The sequence below is a fragment of the Winogradskyella sp. MH6 genome (assembly GCF_022810765.1).
Lineage (GTDB): Bacteria > Bacteroidota > Bacteroidia > Flavobacteriales > Flavobacteriaceae > Winogradskyella.
Window position 1 is genome coordinate 641,678 of record NZ_CP094494.1, and the last position, 17,455, is coordinate 659,132.

Genomic DNA, 17,455 nt, shown 5'->3' on the forward strand with positions numbered 1-17,455 from the left:
TTTATTTGTTTTATAAGCCATAAAGTTTAACTTTGAATTTTAAATAAAAATTTTTTATGAGAAAATTACTTTTACTAACAACCCTTTTAACTTTAACATTCAATTCCTATAGCCAGTCTGATTCTGCTGAATGGTTTGGAAGTGTTGGTCTTAATGCTGTTAACAGTGCCGGAACACAATCTCCTGTAAATGGAATGACAGATTGGGCCACTAATCTACCTATTTCTTTAGGTATAGAAGTGGGATGGACTTCAGGCTTATCAATTGAGCAGGCCTTTACCTTAAATTCATTTGCTAAAGGTGATAAGATAGACGGTGTAGAACTTCAAGATGACTATACCTATTACTCATTTGATACACACGCTAAGTACTATTTTGGTAAACATATTTTCCCATCTGCTGATTGGATTGACTTTTATGGTAACGCAGGTGTTGGTTTCTTTTCTGTAGATGAAACAAACATTTCTCTAAACCTTGGTGGTGGTGTATTATTTTGGTTAAACAGAAGACAAACATTTGGGATAAGAGCACAAGTTATTGGTAAATTTGCAATGGATCATGCTAAAAGTGGATTAGACAACAACCATTACCAAACACATATACAAGCTGTATTTGCTTTATGGTAATTTTCAAATACAAATAGAAATAAAAAAGTCTCTTTATTGAAAGAGACTTTTTTTTGTACCCATATTGAGATATTAGCTCTCTATCTTTAATAATTCATCAAAGTACTTAATAGTACTTTCTAGTCCTTTTCTTAAGTTTATTTTCGGCTCCCAACCACCTAGCTCTTTTTTAGCTAAACTTATATCTGGCTGACGTTGCATTGGATCATCCTCTGGAAGTGGCAAGTATGTTATCTTAGATTTTGAACCTGTGAGGTCAATAATTTCATCCGCTAACTGGAGCATGGTAAACTCTTTTGGGTTACCAATATTTACTGGCCCTATAAAACTATCGGGAGTATTCATCATCCTAAAAGTTCCTTCAATTAAATCATCTACATATTGAAAACTTCTGGTTTGGGTACCATCACCAAAAATTGTGATATCATCACCCTTTAAAGCTTGTACAATAAAATTAGATACCACTCTACCATCTTGTGGATGCATTCTTGGGCCGTAGGTATTAAAAATACGTATGATCTTAATCTTTACTTTATTCTCTTTATGGTAATCCATAAATAACGTTTCTGCACAGCGCTTACCCTCATCATAACATGAACGTAGACCTATAGGGTTGACATTTCCCCAATAACTTTCTGGTTGTGGGTGTACCGTAGGATCACCGTAGACCTCACTTGTAGACGCCTGCAATATTTTAGCCTTAACGCGTTTGGCCAATCCTAACATGTTAATCGCTCCCATTACAGAAGTCTTGGTTGTTTTTATAGGATTATACTGATAGTGTACAGGAGATGCCGGACAAGCAAAATTGTATATTTCATCTACCTCTGCCATAAAGGGATTGGTAATATCGTGTCTTACCAATTCAAAGTAATGATGGTCCATTAAATGCTCTATATTACGCTTAGACCCTGTAAAATAATTATCTAGGCAGATTACCTCATTTCCTTCATTTAAAAGACGCTCACATAGATGTGAGCCCACAAATCCCGCTCCACCTGTTACTAATATTCTTTTCATGTGTAATTTATCGTTACTTATACTTCAAAAATAATGCTTATTTCTTAGTCTTTAGTATCCTGCAAAATTAAAGTTCAACATTTGCCTTATGTATCTATATAAGTCTGGGAATTTGGTTTTAAACTCCTCTGGTGTTTCCATAAAATTTTCTAGCAGTACAGCAAAAAATTCAAACTTATTGGTATAAGCATAGGCTCTAAAATATTTTGATGCCGTTAAATCATCTCTAACCATTTTATGCTCTTGCAAATACGCAGCCAATGTATTGAAGCCATTTTTAAAAATTTCACTACTAACATCGTTTTCTTTAAAAGCATTTAAATGTATGGCGTGGCCAAACTCATGAATCCCTAAGTTTAAATTATCATCACCGATATCATAGCCTTTTTTAAAATCTTCCCAAGAAAAAACAATCGCCTTTAACTGCGGATTCGTTTCCCCTTTGTGGTAGGTTTCATTGAGTTTTGAGTAATACGATTTTGGGTAAATTATGACTTTATCTAGCAATTCAATACGATAATTTCTAAACCCAAATGTTAACATTACAGCAGTAGCAGAAATTAATGTTCTCATCTCATCATCTACCTTTAAACCTTCTCTACCGATAAATTCCTTGCTATTAATAAATATTGCTAATCGATGTCTAAAAATAGCTTGTTCTTCTTTTTTTAGTTTGTTATAAAAACTAAACTGCTGCTCTAGTATAGATTGCTGACGGTTTGATAGTTCTTTTTTAAACAACATTGTATTTAAAAAGAAGGGTTTGTGATATTTTGAAGCATAGATAGATTCAAAAAACGCATAAAACTTGGACAGCACTATAGTGGCCATACCGACAAAAAAAATGATTAACATCACCAGCTTAAACGTTGGGCTTATCTCAGGGTTTTGGGTGTCTTGAACGTAGATTAAGATCATTGCCTAAATATAGAAAGAAATACGCAAGCGGAGCTCTAAACATTTACAGAAAACACTACCTGAACATTATTTTGCCTATCAAAATCAAATATCCTGTGGTTATTTGGTGAAGGTATCCGCTCAAGCGAACTTGACTAGATAGTCTAACCCCTTTAACAAAGCGGTTCTCAACTGATTGCTATCGCATCCTTTGCGCTCCGCTTTGAACATACTCAACAAAGCGGTTCTCAACGGATTGCTGCGCATCCTTTTGCGCTCCGCTTTGAACATACTTCAAACGAAAAAACGCTCAAGCAAGCTTGGCGTTTTTTCTTATTGAAGTATGTATTCGTGACCTCGAGAGGATTCGAACCTCCAACCCTCAGAGCCGAAATCTGATATTCTATCCAGTTGAACTACGAGGCCTTGTGATGAATGAGACCTTTCGACTGCGCTCAAGGTGACAACACAACACATATTATAAATTAAGACAGCTTAGCTTTTACAATCGTAGAAATTGTTTTGCCGTCTGCTTTACCTGCTAATTCTTTACTGACAATACCCATAACCTTTCCCATATCTTTCATGCCTTCTGCTCCTATACTTTCTATAGTCGACACCACTACTTTTTCAATTTCTTCTTCGCTTAAAGCTTCTGGTAAAAATTGACTTATCACTTCTGCCTGGTCTAACTCTGGTTGCGCCAAATCATCTCTTCCTTGTTCATGAAAAATGGCAGCACTATCTTTACGTTGCTTCACCATTTTAGACAAGATTTTAATCTCTTGTTCTTCGGTTAACTCATCAGTTCCGGCCGATGCTGTTTTGGCTAATAAAATTTCAGATTTTACAGCTCTTAAAGCTGCTAAAGCTGTTTGATTCTTTTCTTTCATAGCTGCCTTCATCGCAGTCATTACGTTATCTTGTAAACTCATAATATCCTTAATCTATTAGAAGTGCGAAGATACTAAAAAAGTTAGGTTTCTTTATGATATGGAAACTTTGAAAAAACAAAAAGCCCAAAAAGTTTGAGGGTACTTTTTGGGCTCGACGCTGGTGTGATAACACTAAACTGAATTGCTATTAATCTACGTTATCGTGTAAGAATGAATTATTGCTTCTTAACTGAATATCGTCATTATCATCTGTACCTACAGATAGTCTTGAAGCATTGGTTTCTGAAGAATGCTGTGCATCTTCTAAGTTAACACCTTGTCTTTTGTAAGCAGGCTCTTTTTCTATTTCGTCAATTTTAGCCGTATTGAACTTATAATTAAACTCTTTCATGTGCTTTCTGCGCTCATCTGCACGTGCTTTAATTAAATCTGAAATCGGACTGTTCATTGGGTCGATATCATCCTCTGAAATCTCATCGGCTTCTTCAACAGGAAGTACTTTCTTTTCAAAAACAATCTCTTCTTTTACCTCAGTTTCTACTTTAGTGTTCATCGATGACTCATACGTTTCTACATCGTCTAATGCATAGCGCTTCTCCCCTTTTTCATTAACTTCTGTTACCGAAATTATTTCAACAGGCTCATTAACATCAATATCTTTTACATCTTCATCTAAACTGAAGAACATCATTTCTTCTCCAGATTCTGGTTCCTCTACGGTTTCTGGTTCATTGTTAGATAAAGGCAAATCAAACGTTAATGTAATCTGCTCTTCTTTCTCTTCAATGATAGTTTCCGCTTTATTTTCAATTGGTGTAATGATAAATTCCTCTGGCTCTACATTTAATTCTGCCTTAGTGTCTAAGACTTCATCATATACCACATCCATGTTTCTCAATAAATCTGTCGTAGGAATTAAATCCATATCATGCTTTGCTGATGTTTCTGTGTCGTTTTCATCTATAAGCGTATGACGCACTATTGGATCTTCCTTCTTTTCTTCTAAAAAGATATCTGGAGTAATGATTGCTGGTTCTTTTTCTTGCGTACTTACTTCTTCAATGACCTCTTCCTCTAAAGCATGAATTACTTTTTTAGTTTCGGTATTAGAAATTTCGTTTTGCTGATCGATATCAAAACCTGTTGCAATAATTGTTACCGCAATAGATTCTTGTAATGACTCATCTTCACCAACACCCATAATAATGTTAGCTCCATGACCTGCTTCATTTTGAATATGGTCGTTAATCTCACCAATCTCGTCGATTGTAATTTCCTGAGAACCCGAAACGATAAGCAACAATACGTTTTTGGCACCAGTAATTTTATTATCGTTTAACAGTGGTGAATCTAGAGCTTTCATAATAGCTTCTTGCGCTCTGGTCTGACCAGAAGCTGTAGCCGATCCCATAATGGCTGTTCCGCTATTGCTTAATACTGTTTTAGCATCGCGTAAATCGATGTTTTGCGTATAGTGATGTGTTATAACTTCTGCTATACCTCTAGATGCCGTTGATAAGACTTCATCTGCTTTAGAGAAACCTGCTTTAAATCCAAGGTTACCATAAACCTCGCGTAGCTTATTGTTATTGATTACAACTAAAGAATCTACATGCTCTCTAAGGTTTTCTACACCACGTTGCGCTTGCTCGTTACGCATCTTACCTTCAAACTGAAACGGCATCGTAACAATACCAACGGTAAGAATGTCTAATTCCTTAGCCATTTTTGCGATGATTGGTGCAGCACCAGTACCTGTACCACCTCCCATTCCGGCAGTGATAAATATCATTTTGGTATTGGTATCTAACATTCTACGAATGTCTTCTAAGCTTTCTACTGCTGCTTGTTCACCAACATCTGGGTTAGCACCAGCACCTAATCCTTCGGTTAAGTTAACTCCTAATTGTATTTTATTTGGAACACCACTACTTTGAAGCGCTTGCGCATCTGTATTACAGATTACAAAATCTACTCCTTTAATACCTTGTTGAAACATGTGATTAATGGCATTGCTACCACCTCCACCAACACCAATAACCTTTATAACGTTAGATTGATGTTTTGGTAAATCGAATGCGATGTTTCCAAATTCGTTGCTACTACTCATATTTTTTGAGATTATGGGATTTTATATATGTCTTAATTAATTTCATTTTTTTGTTATATAATGATTATTTAAATCGTCATATTACATTTCTTGTTGCCCTCGCCTCAGCGCTGGCTCTTCGTTAAAATTGTCCACTGGACAATTTCTTTACACTCAGCCCTACTCTGCGTTGTCTAAAAACTCTTTTACACGCTCTGTTAACTTATCTAAAAATGAACGGCGTTCTTTTTTAGGTGCTTCAGTGACGATGTTTTCTTGCGTTTCGGCAATTGTTTCTTCTCCTTCAGTTTCAAGAACCGCTTCTTCTACTTGCTCAGCTTTTTTTCGGTCTTGACGTTTAAGACCATCCATTACTAAACCAACTGCTGTAGCAAATAAAGGGCTAGCAATATCTTCATCACTATCTCCTGCTAAATGCTCATTAGGATATCCTATTCTGGTATCCATTCCGGTTATATATTCTACCAATTGCTTTAAATGTTTTAACTGACTTCCACCACCTGTTAAAACAATACCTGCAATTAGTTTTTTCTTTTGCTCTTCGTGTCCGTAGTTTTTAATTTCTACATAAACTTGCTCTATGATTTCCACCACTCTGGCATGTATAATCTTTGACAAGTTTTTTAGGGTAATTTCTTTTGGTTCTCTTCCTCGTAATCCTGGAATAGACACAATTTCGTTATCCTTATTTTCACCTGGCCACGCAGAGCCAAATTTTATTTTTAATAATTCGGCTTGCTTTTCTATAATTGAGCAGCCTTCTTTAATGTCTTCTGTAATGACATTTCCTCCAAATGGAATTACCGCTGTATGACGAATAATTCCATCTTTAAATACAGCTAAATCTGTTGTACCTCCACCGATATCAATTAGCGCTACACCAGCTTCTTTCTCTTCCTGACTCAATACGGCATTTGCTGACGCTAAAGGTTCTAAGGTGATACCATCTAATTCTAATCCTGCACTTTTAACACAGCGACCTATATTTCTAATTGATGACACCTGACCAACAACCACATGAAAGTTAGCCTCTAGCCTTCCTCCATACATACCAATTGGTTCTTTTATTTCTGCCTGACCATCAACCTTAAACTCTTGTGGTAACACGTGAATGATTTCCTCTCCTGGAAGCATTACCAGTTTATGAACTTGGTTTATTAAACGATCTATATCTGTTTCATCGATAACCAATTCAGAATTTGGTCTGGTGATGTAATCACTATGCTGTAAACTACGAATGTGCTGACCTGCAATACCAACAGTCACATCTTCTATCTTTTCTGATGCTGCAGCTTCTGCTTCTTGCACTGCTTGCTGAATAGATTGTATCGTCTGCGTAATATTGTTTACAACACCACGATGCACACCCAAACTTTTGGATTTACCTACACCAAGTATCTCAACTTTACCATACTCGTTTTTGCGACCAATCATGGCCACAATTTTTGTGGTTCCTATATCTAAACCTACCGAAATTTGATGCTTGTCCATAGTCTAAATTTTGGTGCAAATCACTTGTTCGTCAAATTTGAGATTTACAAGCTTATAATTATCTAAAATCTTATCTTTTAAAGCCTTCTGATAAAAGGCTTTGAAATTATTTATCTTTTTCTGAAGCTGCTTTAAGGTTCCTAAATGAACTTTAAAATTGCTTTTTCTAACTCTAAAATCAATGGTTCCATCATCGTTTTGATGAATTTCAATGACATGCTTTTTTAAGAATTCGTCCTCATCTACCGCCTTTGCAAATTGAAACACTGTATTGAGGTTATTTTTCTTAATATTACCAGTAACTAATGGCACTCTAGCTGCAAAATTTGAAGACAAGGGCATATACGAGCCTTCATCATCTATGTAATACGATGCATTAGTATGCACTCTAGCGATAGGTCGTTTTTGTTCAATTTCTGCTGAAAGCTCACCGTTTACTGACATAAACACCTCTGCTTTCTTTATCATTGGATTAGAATTTAGGGCAGCTTCTAAATCGTTCAAATCTATAATTTCTTTAGGTTGTCCCGCAACTGCGGCTTGATTTTGTATTAACAATTTACTAACAGTTGACTCGGTCATAAAAAGCTTACTTCTACCTATAAATTCTATATTTTCTTTCGGTATAATTCGCCTATCATTTCTGTAATTAGAAAACGCAAAAAGGAAGCCAACCAAAATCAGCAACACAACAACTTTTATGTAGTTAAGATTAACTCGCAACACTAAAGGCCTCTTTTATATGTTTTACTTCTACTCCAATATCTCCTGCTCCTATTGTTAAAACAACATGTGCATCAGAAACTTTAATTTCATCTATAATAGCTGACTTAGAAATCAACTTCTTATTTGGGTTTTCAATTTTATCTAACAGCCATTCCGACGTTACTCCTTCAATCGGCAATTCTCTTGCTGGATAAATATCTAACAGCAGTATTTCATCGAATTTTGAAAGACTCTGTGCAAAACCATCAACAAAATCTCGGGTACGACTGTACAAATGCGGTTGAAAAATGGCTAGGACTTTTTTATCTGGATACATTTCTCTAACAGCCTGGTGCACTGCGTTTATTTCTTCGGGATGATGTGCGTAATCATCAATAAACACAAAATCGTTAGTTTTGATCTGGTACGTAAATCGTCTTTTAACCCCTTTGTAAGATGCTAAACCCTTGGCGAGCTGGTGGTAAGGGCAACCGTAATCAGCAGCCATCGCCAAGGCGATTATTGCATTCGACAAATTATGTCTACCAGGTAGGTTAAATTGAAAATCTTTATGTATTCCGTTAGGTGTTTTCACATCAAACACGTAACTACCATTAATTATTCTAATATTTTTCGCACTGTAATCAGCGTTGTCATCAACACCATAGGTGATACCTTTTAATGGTAATCCACTTTTTACAAACAGCTTACCTTTAGGCTTTATACACTCTGAAAACGCTTTGAATGTTTTTGTAAGTTCAGTAGCATCACCATAAATATCGAGATGATCCGCATCCATAGAAGTGATACACGCCAAATCTGGCGATAAGGTTAAAAAAGAACGATCAAATTCATCGGCCTCCACTACTGTAACTTCAGTACCATTTAGGATTAAGTTAGAGTTGTAGTTTTCACTAATTCCACCCAAGAAGGCTGTAACTGGCACATCGCATTCATTCAATAAATGTCCTAAAATGCTTGTTGTTGTTGTTTTACCATGTGTTCCTGCAACAGCAAGACAGGTCGTTTGCTTAGTAACTTCACCAAGTACCTGAGAACGTTTATATACCTTAAAACCGTTATCCTTAAAGTAGTTTAACTCTGAATGGTTTTTTGGAATTGCTGGAGTATACACAACCAGCGTCGTTTCTTTATCTAAAAACTCTGGTTTAACCTCTGAAATACTATCATTAAAATGAACCTCAACACCTAATTCCTGTAAACTCTCAGTAATATCCGAAGGCGTTTTATCATAACCAGCAACATCTTTGCCATTAGCTACAAAATAACGTGCCAATGCACTCATACCGATACCACCAATACCGATAAAATAGATGTTATTTATAGCTTTTAGGTTCATTTATTTTTTTAATAATTTTTCCACCTCATCAACAATATCATTTGTTGCATTCACCAATGCTAAGGCCTCAATATTTTTACTTAGTTCTGACTGCTTTTCTTCGTTTGAAATTAATTCTGAAAAATGATTTTGAAAGTCACTATCTAAATCACTTTCCTTAATTAAAATCGCTGCATTTTTATCTGCTACAGCCTGTGCATTCTTTGTTTGATGGTCTTCTGCCACATTAGGAGATGGTATAAAAATGGTTGGCTTACCAACAATACATAATTCCGAGACCGAAATCGCACCAGCTCTTGAAATAATGACATCTGCAGCTGCATAGGCCATATCCATGTTATTTAAAAAGGCATGCACCTGAACATGTTTTAAATCATTATGCTGCTTATACCTATCGTAATACAACTTACCGCATTGCCAAATGAGCTGCACGTTTTGTTCTTCAAAAAAACTAAGATTTGTTTCAATAAGTTCATTGATGCGTCTCGCTCCCAAACTTCCTCCAAGCACCAACAATGTATGCTTACTATGAATAAGCTTAAATACATCTTTACCTTCAATATGCTTTCCTTTTACAGCCAACAAATCTTTTCTTATTGGGTTGCCTGTCAACTTTAATTTTTCTTTTGGGAAGAATTTTTCCAAACCATCATAAGCCACACAAATGGTGTCAACTTTCTTACCTAACAATTTATTAGTGATTCCTGGATACGAATTCTGTTCTTGTATTAATGATGGTATACCTTTAGATGTTGCCATTTGTAATAATGGTCCGCTTGCGAATCCACCAGTACCTATTACCACATCTGGCTTAAAGGTTTTTATGATTTTTCTAGATCTTAATAAGCTTGTCATCAACTTAAAAGGAAACATTAAATTCTTCAGTGTCAATTTTCTTTGAATACCAGAAATCCACAAGCCTTCAATCTCATAACCAGCCTGTGGCACTTTATCCATTTCCATACGGTCTGATGCTCCAACAAATAAAAATTCAGCATCCGGATGGCGCGATTTCAGTTCGTTAGCAATAGCTATAGCAGGATATATATGACCTCCTGTACCACCACCTGACAATATGAATTTATAGTTACTCATTAAATTGTTTCACTTAAAATATCCAAAGGGTTATCACCCTCTAGAACTTCATTTTCTTTTATCTCTTGGCGCTTAGCACTTACACTTAATATTATTCCTATAGCCATACAGGTCATCCAAATAGACGTACCTCCACTACTTATTAATGGTAAGGTTTGCCCTGTTACCGGAAATAACTCAACTGCAACAGCCATGTTAATTAGTGCCTGAAACACAATTGGCAGACCGACACCGAGCACCAGCAACATTCCGAATACGGTATCTGCTTTTTGCGACACCACAACAATTCTAAACAACAGCCAAGAATACATCACCAATAAAAATATACCACCGAACAAACCATACTCTTCAATGATGATTGCGAATATGAAATCTGATGATGATTGTGGCAAAAAGTTTTTCTGAACACTCTTTCCTGGGCCTAATGGTTTTATACCTGTTGCGATTGCAATTTTTGCTTTTTCAATTTGATAATCTTCTTCTGTATCTTCTCCATTTGCAAAATTTTCAATTCTGCTCATCCAAGTGTCTACACGATTTGGCATGGCATCTGGAAATGCTTTCGCCACCAAGACAAATAGTACCAAAGCCAACAATCCTGAACCAATTATTACTGCGAGATATTTTATTGGATAACCACCTATAAATGCCAACATCATAACCATAGTAAAGATGATAGCTGTTGTAGAAAAATTGGCAGGAAGAATAAGAATTAGAACAAAAAATACTGGTCCCCAAAGTGGTAAAATAGTTTCTTTAAAACTTACACTTTTCTCTCTTATTTTTGAAAGATAACGCGCCACATACACCATTAAAATAACCGCTGCCAGTGTAGATGTTTGAAAGGACATATTTACGATTGGGATTTGTATCCAGCGACTTGTATTTGTACCTTGAGAATTGGTTGAACCCTGTAAAATTGTAATCAAAAGAAGTACTAATACCACAGGAATCAGCACCATAGAAAGCCCTTTAAAATACCTGTACGGAATTTTATGAACCGCATACATAATCGCAAAACCTAGCGACAAGTGCATAAAGTGCTTCACAAAAAAAGAAAAAGTGTTACCTGTACCGCCAACATATGCCAAGTTGCTGGCAGCACTATAAACTGGCAAAAATGAGAATATGGCCAATAGCGTTACTATTGCCCATATGGCTCTATCTCCTTTTATTTGTGAAAAAATATTTTGCACGCTTAACCTTTTTATCGTTGAGTCCCTAATTCAACGTTTTAAATTTTTATAAGTTTCTTACCGCATCTTTAAATTGACGTCCACGGTCTTCATAGTTTTCAAACAAATCGAAACTAGCACATGCTGGAGACAATAACACATTATCGCCAGCTTCAGCTACTTTGTATGCAATCTTAACAGCCTCGCTCATGTATTGCGTTTCTACAATAACATCGACCATGTTTCCAAAAGCTTCGATTAGCTTTTTGTTATCTACACCAAGACAAATAATCGCTTTTACTTTTTCATTTACGAATTGAAACAATTCTTTATAATCATTGCCTTTATCAACACCACCAACAATCCAAACCGTTGGCGCATCCATACTCTCTAAGGCAAAGTAAGTTGCATTAACATTGGTCGCTTTAGAATCATTGATATACTGCACCTTATTAATCTTAAGCACTTGCTCCAAACGATGTTCAACCCCTTGAAAGTTTTCTAAACTCTCTCTTATAGTTTGTTTTCTTATTTTAAGCAAATGTGCTACTGTAGAAGCAGCCATAGCGTTTTTAACGTTATGTTTACCCTCTAATGCTATGTTTTCTGTTGGCATAATTATCTTGTTGTTATCTATTGTTATTATTATGTTTTTGTCTTTGTAATAAGCCCCTTCTTCAATTTCTCTCGTCAATGAAAAAGGCAACTTTTTAGATTGAATTTGATGACTTTGTAACCAGTCTGTTATAACCTCGTCATCTGCATCGTAAATGAAATAATCATCTTCGGTTTGGTTTTCTACAATTCTAAATTTTGAAGCGATATAGTTTTCAAACTTATAATCGTAGCGATCTAAATGATCTGGTGTTATATTGGTTAATACTGCAATTTTTGGTTTAAAATCAAGGATATCATCCAACTGAAAACTACTTACTTCCAACACATAGTTGTCATGGTCTTTTTCCAAAATTTGCTTTGCAAAACTGTCACCAATATTTCCTGCTAAACCTACATCTAGCTCTTGTTTTAACAAATGATGTGTTAAAGTTGCTGTTGTTGTTTTGCCATTACTACCAGTTATCGCAACCAATGTTGCATTTGTATAGTTTGAAGCAAATTCAATCTCGGACACCACCTTAATACCAGCGCCTCGAATCTGTTTTACCAAAGCCACTTTATCTGGTATACCAGGACTTTTCATGACGATGTCTGCATTCAGAATTTTAGATTCTGTATGCTGTTCATCTTCAAATTCAATCTCATTATTTAAAAGAACGTCTCTATATTTTTCTTTAATTTTCCCTTTGTCGGACACAAACACGTCATATCCTTTTGCCTTCGCCAAAAGTGCTGTACCCACACCACTTTCTCCACCTCCAAGAATCACTAATCTTTTCATTACCTGATCTTCAATGTCACTATAGATATTATGGCTAATAGGATTCCTACAATCCAAAAACGCGTGACTATTTTACTTTCGTGATATCCTGATTTTTGATAATGATGGTGCAATGGAGACATCTTGAAAATCCGCCTGCCTTCACCATATTTTTTCTTGGTGTATTTGAAATAACTCACCTGCATCATTACTGATAGATTCTCTGCTAAGAAAATTCCGCAGAGTACTGGTATTAGCCATTCTTTTCTTACCGCTATTGCTATTACCGCAATGATTCCTCCAATGGTTAAGCTCCCTGTATCTCCCATAAACACTTGCGCTGGATACGCGTTATACCACAAAAACCCAACGAGCGCTCCCACGAATGCAGCTATATAAATTGTTATCTCCTCTACCTGAGGGATATACATTATATCTAGATATTTAGAGAAAATAATATTACCAGACACCCAAGCAAAAATTCCTAAGGTCAATACAACGATTGCCGAAGTTCCTGCCGCTAAACCATCTATACCATCTGTAAGATTTGCACCATTAGAAACTGCAGTTACAATGATGATACTCACTAAAACAAAAATGATCCAAGCATAGCTTTCCAAATCCGGACTTATCCAGGTAATTAAATCTGAATAATCGAACTCATTATTCTTTACAAACGGAATTGTTGTTTTGGTAGATTTTTTAGCAACATCAAATAATTGCGCTTCTGGTATATTTGGATTTTCAGCCAACAATTCTTGCTGTTGCTGAAGCGGTAGCTCTTCTTTTATGGTTACATCGTCATGAAAATACAAGGTTAAACCAACAATAAGCCCTAAGCCTACCTGACCCAAAACTTTAAACTTCCCTTTTAAGCCCTCCTTATCATTTTTGAATTTTTTGATATAATCATCTATAAACCCAATGGTTCCCATCCACAAAGTGGTGATAACCAATAAGATTATGTAGATGTTTTCCAATTTTGCTATCAACAGTACAGGAAGTAACGTGGCCAGTATAATTATAAGTCCACCCATAGTAGGTGTACCAGCCTTTTCTACCTGACCTTCTAAACCTAAATCTCGAATGGTTTCTCCTACTTGTTTCTTGCGCAAAAACTCTATAATACGCTTACCATAAATAGTAGAAATTAACAAGGATAAAATAACTGCCATTGCAGCTCTAAAGGTTAAGAACCCAAACAGTGATGCTCCTGGAAATTGGAATTGTTTTTCTAAATATTCAAATAAATAATATAGCATCTACTTTTGTAATTGTTTTAAAAATTCTTGTACTGTTTTATAGTCATCAAAATCGAAGCGCTCGCCTTTTATTTCCTGATAGGTTTCGTGCCCTTTACCTGCAATTAAGATGATGTCTTTAGCTTCTGCCATTTGACATGCTGTTTTTATGGCTTGTTTTCTATCTGTTATTGATAATGTTTTTTTGAAATTTTGAGGTTCTACTCCTTTTTCCATATCCTCAATAATCGCTTCCGGAACTTCGCTTCGTGGGTTATCGCTTGTAAAAATCACTTTAGTGCTTAATGCTGAAGCAATATGCGCCATCTTTGGTCGCTTAGTTTTGTCTCTATCACCACCACAACCTACAACTGTAATTAACTCTTCATTTTTAGTACGAATACTATTTATAGTTTCAAGTACATTTTTTAGAGCATCTGGCGTGTGGGCATAATCAACAATTGCTGTTATCTTTTCTTCTGAAATGAAATACTGAAAACGACCAGATACATTATCTAATTCGCTTATCAATCTTAAAATTTCATCTTTTTCTAAACCCAATAATTCTGCTGCACCGTAAATAGCAAGGATATTGTACGCATTAAAACTTCCGATGAGTTTTGTCCAAAGCTCACTATCATTCACTTTCAGCAATAAACCGCTAAATTCGTTTTCTAAAATCTGTGCTCTGTAATCGGCATAATTCTTTAAGGCATAAGTGTATTTCTTAGCCTCAGTATTTTGTAACATCACCAAACCATTTTTATCATCCATGTTAGACAATGCAAATGCATCTTTTGGTAAGTGATCGAAAAATGCCTTTTTTACATCTCTGTATTCCGCAAATGACTCGTGGTAATCTAAATGATCGTGTGATAGGTTGGTGAAAATTCCACCAGCAAACTTTAAACCTTCTGTTCTGCTTTGATGAATACCATGTGAACTCGCTTCCATAAAACAGAATTCTACACCTTCATCATTCATAAGTTTTAGATACTTATTGATGGCTAATGAATCTGGTGTTGTATGGGTTGCTTTATATTCGGTATTATCTACCATAATTTTTACGGTTGACAACAATCCCACCTTATAACCTGCTTTTTTAAACAACTGATACAACAAACTCGTTACTGTTGTTTTACCGTTAGTACCCGTAACACCTACTAGTTTTAAGTTTTCAGAAGGATGCTTAAAATAGTTGGCAGCCATAAAAGCCAAAGCTTGATTAGAATTTTCAACTTCAACATACGTAATTCCGTCTTGCAACGTCTCTGGTAACACCTCACAAACAATAGAGGTCGCACCATCTTTTATTGCTTTTTCTATATAGTTATGACCATCTGCTAGTGTTCCTCTAATTGCAATAAACACATCATCAGTTTCAACCTTGCGAGAATCAAATTCTATTTTGTTTACAGTAGTACTTGTACTACCCACAACAGCATTTATAGTAACCTTATACAATATGTCTTTTAAAATCTTCATGATGCCTCTAGAACAATTGTTTGATTAGGTTTTAATTTCTGATGCTTATCTACAGATTGGGATTTCACAGTACCACTACCTCTTAATTTCACCTTAACATTAACCTGAAGATTTTCCAATAAGGCAATAGCATCCATTGCTGGCATCCCAACAACACTTGGCATCAATGCTTTGTACTTGTTTACATTATCGAAGTAATTCTCATAATCCTCATTAACTAGCTTATCATTAAAATCTAGTGTCTTTACATCGTCAATTAATGGTGTATCTGTATATATTTTTTGAGCAATGCGTTTGAAAACAGGACCAGAAACATCTGCACCATAATAACCCACTTTTGTACTTGGCTTATGAATCACGACAATGCATGAGTATTTTGGGTTATCCGCCGGAAAATATCCTGCAAAAGAAGAAATATACTTTTTATCCTTTCTCCATTCTTCGTAATTAGCATAGTCTGTACGCGCTGTACCTGTTTTACCTGCCATAGAAAAAGTTTCTGAGTACATGTTTTTTCCCGTGCCACGAATAACAATGTTTTTTAAAATATCTTTAATCTCTGCCAAGGTTTTATCTGAACAAATCTTATCTACCAAAACTTGCTTTTTGAATACTTCAACATGTTTATCGAATGACTTTACCGAACGGATGAATCGTGGCTTTATCATTTCTCCATTATTTGCAATAGCATTATAAAACGCAAGCGTTTGCAACGGAGTCATTGTTAAGTTATAACCGTAAGCCATGGATGGCAATGCATTTCTACTCCAATTAGACGCACCAGGTCTTGGAATATCTGGTTTCCCTTCTCCTATAATTGACACACCAAGTGGTTGATCTAATTTCCATTTACTTAGACGATCTAAAAACTTTTCTGGATTCTTCGAATAGTGATCATCAACTATTGTTGCCAAACCAATGTTTGAAGATACCTCCAAGGCTTTTGCAGCCGAAATCTTACCATAACCACCACGATGCGAATCGCTAATAGTTCTTCCGTAAAAATATTTCGTCCCGCTTTTAGTATCAACAATTGTAGAGGTGTCAATTACCTTATCCTCTAACGCAGCAATCATTGCCATAGTCTTAAAGGTAGAACCTGGCTCATGGCTTTCTCCCACCGCATAGTTCAGCTTCTCGTAATAGGTTCCTTTAGAAGTTCTTGCCAAATTAGAAATTGCTCTAATCTCACCCGTTTTCACTTCCATCACCACAACACAACCATGCTCTGCCTCATACTTTTCAAGTTGACCTAAAAGCGAATGATGTGCTATATCTTGAATATTAACATCTATAGTCGTATACACATCGTAACCATCTTGTGGTTCTACCTGATCAAAATCTGCAATTGGTTTCCACTGTCCGTTACCTATCTTTTGTTTTAAACGTTTTCCTTTTACTCCACGTAAATATTTTTCACCAAAAGCTCCATCAATCCCAACCCTTGTCGCATATTGGTTTTCATCAACACGCTCATAACCTATAGATCTTGCCGCAATTTCACCCATTGGATGCTCTCGACGCGTTGTTTGCTCCACAATTAATCCACCACCAATAGCACCTTTATTGAGTAAAGGGAAGTTTCTCAACCTGATATAATCTGAGTAGCTAATATTTCTAGCAAGTAAAAAATATCTGTTTTTGTTTCTTCGTGCTTTTCTAATAATGTCTTTATAGTAAGAAGCCGATTTTCCTTTATACACAGAAAGTGAATCTGCTAAAGCACCAATATGCTCATCGAACACCGCTTGCTGCGCTTGCACCGCATCAAGCCTTATATCGTATTTAGGTATAGATGTCGCTAATAAACTTCCGTCTGCAGAGTACACATTACCTCGATTAGGCTCTATATCAAAATCCTTAACCGTTCTTTTTTCTGCTAACTGACGGTATTCTTCACCTTGGATAAACTGAATACTAACCAGCTTAAATACCACAGCAAGCGCAAACACAAACATGATGCCTGCCACAAAGTA

14 protein-coding genes and 1 tRNA gene are annotated in these 17,455 nt (G+C 35.9%); 1 reads left to right on the plus strand and 14 read right to left on the minus strand.

All coding sequences use genetic code 11. The features are described 5' to 3' along the window. The first annotated feature begins 56 nt into the window (after nt 1–56). Nucleotides 57–626 carry a hypothetical protein gene (locus MST30_RS03065; RefSeq protein WP_243472945.1) on the plus strand — a complete coding sequence of 190 codons (570 nt, stop codon included), beginning with the start codon at nt 57–59 and terminating at the stop codon, nt 624–626. A gap of 72 nt (nt 627–698) precedes the next feature. On the opposite strand, the gene MST30_RS03070 is transcribed toward MST30_RS03065, so the two are convergent. The 14 genes from MST30_RS03070 to MST30_RS03135 all read right to left on the minus strand — a co-directional run bounded on the left by MST30_RS03070 (nt 699) and on the right by MST30_RS03135 (nt 17,437). Beyond that, nucleotides 699–1,646 (minus strand): UDP-glucuronic acid decarboxylase family protein, encoded by a 948-nt coding sequence (locus MST30_RS03070; protein WP_243472946.1) that lies wholly within the window; start codon nt 1,644–1,646, stop codon nt 699–701. A 51-nt stretch (nt 1,647–1,697) separates the two neighbouring features. Then, nucleotides 1,698–2,564: a zinc-dependent peptidase gene (locus tag MST30_RS03075; protein WP_243472947.1), complete on the minus strand. Its 867-nt coding sequence runs from the start codon at nt 2,562–2,564 to the stop codon at nt 1,698–1,700. 331 nt (nt 2,565–2,895) lie between these two features. Next, nucleotides 2,896–2,969, minus strand: a tRNA-Arg gene (locus tag MST30_RS03080). A 59-nt stretch (nt 2,970–3,028) separates the two neighbouring features. Beyond that, a complete protein-coding gene (locus tag MST30_RS03085) occupies nt 3,029–3,478 on the minus strand; it encodes a GatB/YqeY domain-containing protein (protein ID WP_243472948.1) in 450 nt (149 codons plus the stop codon). A 148-nt stretch (nt 3,479–3,626) separates the two neighbouring features. Then, nucleotides 3,627–5,549: a cell division protein FtsZ gene (gene ftsZ / locus MST30_RS03090; RefSeq protein WP_243472949.1), complete on the minus strand. Its 1,923-nt coding sequence runs from the start codon at nt 5,547–5,549 to the stop codon at nt 3,627–3,629. 159 nt (nt 5,550–5,708) lie between these two features. Continuing rightward, nucleotides 5,709–7,040 carry a cell division protein FtsA gene (ftsA, locus tag MST30_RS03095; protein ID WP_243472950.1) on the minus strand — a complete coding sequence of 444 codons (1,332 nt, stop codon included), beginning with the start codon at nt 7,038–7,040 and terminating at the stop codon, nt 5,709–5,711. A gap of 3 nt (nt 7,041–7,043) precedes the next feature. Further along, the gene (locus MST30_RS03100; RefSeq protein ID WP_243472951.1) at nt 7,044–7,622 is read right to left on the minus strand and encodes a cell division protein FtsQ/DivIB; all 579 of its coding nucleotides are present in this window, start codon (nt 7,620–7,622) and stop codon (nt 7,044–7,046) included. A 130-nt stretch (nt 7,623–7,752) separates the two neighbouring features. After that, complete coding sequence (gene murC, locus MST30_RS03105) at nt 7,753–9,105, minus strand: UDP-N-acetylmuramate--L-alanine ligase (RefSeq protein WP_243472952.1); 1,353 nt, start codon at nt 9,103–9,105, stop codon at nt 7,753–7,755. Further along, complete coding sequence (murG, locus tag MST30_RS03110) at nt 9,106–10,200, minus strand: undecaprenyldiphospho-muramoylpentapeptide beta-N-acetylglucosaminyltransferase (protein ID WP_243472953.1); 1,095 nt, start codon at nt 10,198–10,200, stop codon at nt 9,106–9,108. After that, on the minus strand, nt 10,200–11,396 hold the full coding sequence (locus MST30_RS03115) for an FtsW/RodA/SpoVE family cell cycle protein (RefSeq protein ID WP_243472954.1): 1,197 nt from the start codon (nt 11,394–11,396) through the stop codon (nt 10,200–10,202). Before MST30_RS03115 ends, murG begins: the two co-directional genes overlap by 1 nt. Before the next feature lie 46 nt (nt 11,397–11,442). Continuing rightward, nucleotides 11,443–12,774, minus strand: coding sequence for a UDP-N-acetylmuramoyl-L-alanine--D-glutamate ligase (gene murD / locus MST30_RS03120; RefSeq protein ID WP_243472955.1), 1,332 nt, complete (start codon nt 12,772–12,774; stop codon nt 11,443–11,445). Further along, complete coding sequence (gene mraY, locus MST30_RS03125; protein WP_243472956.1) at nt 12,774–14,015, minus strand: phospho-N-acetylmuramoyl-pentapeptide-transferase; 1,242 nt, start codon at nt 14,013–14,015, stop codon at nt 12,774–12,776. The genes murD and mraY overlap by 1 nt, the downstream gene beginning before the upstream one ends. Continuing rightward, nucleotides 14,016–15,479 carry a UDP-N-acetylmuramoyl-L-alanyl-D-glutamate--2,6-diaminopimelate ligase gene (locus tag MST30_RS03130; protein ID WP_243472957.1) on the minus strand — a complete coding sequence of 488 codons (1,464 nt, stop codon included), beginning with the start codon at nt 15,477–15,479 and terminating at the stop codon, nt 14,016–14,018. Continuing rightward, nucleotides 15,476–17,437: a PASTA domain-containing penicillin-binding protein gene (locus tag MST30_RS03135; RefSeq protein ID WP_243473848.1), complete on the minus strand. Its 1,962-nt coding sequence runs from the start codon at nt 17,435–17,437 to the stop codon at nt 15,476–15,478. The genes MST30_RS03130 and MST30_RS03135 overlap by 4 nt, the downstream gene beginning before the upstream one ends. Nucleotides 17,438–17,455 lie beyond the last annotated feature (18 nt).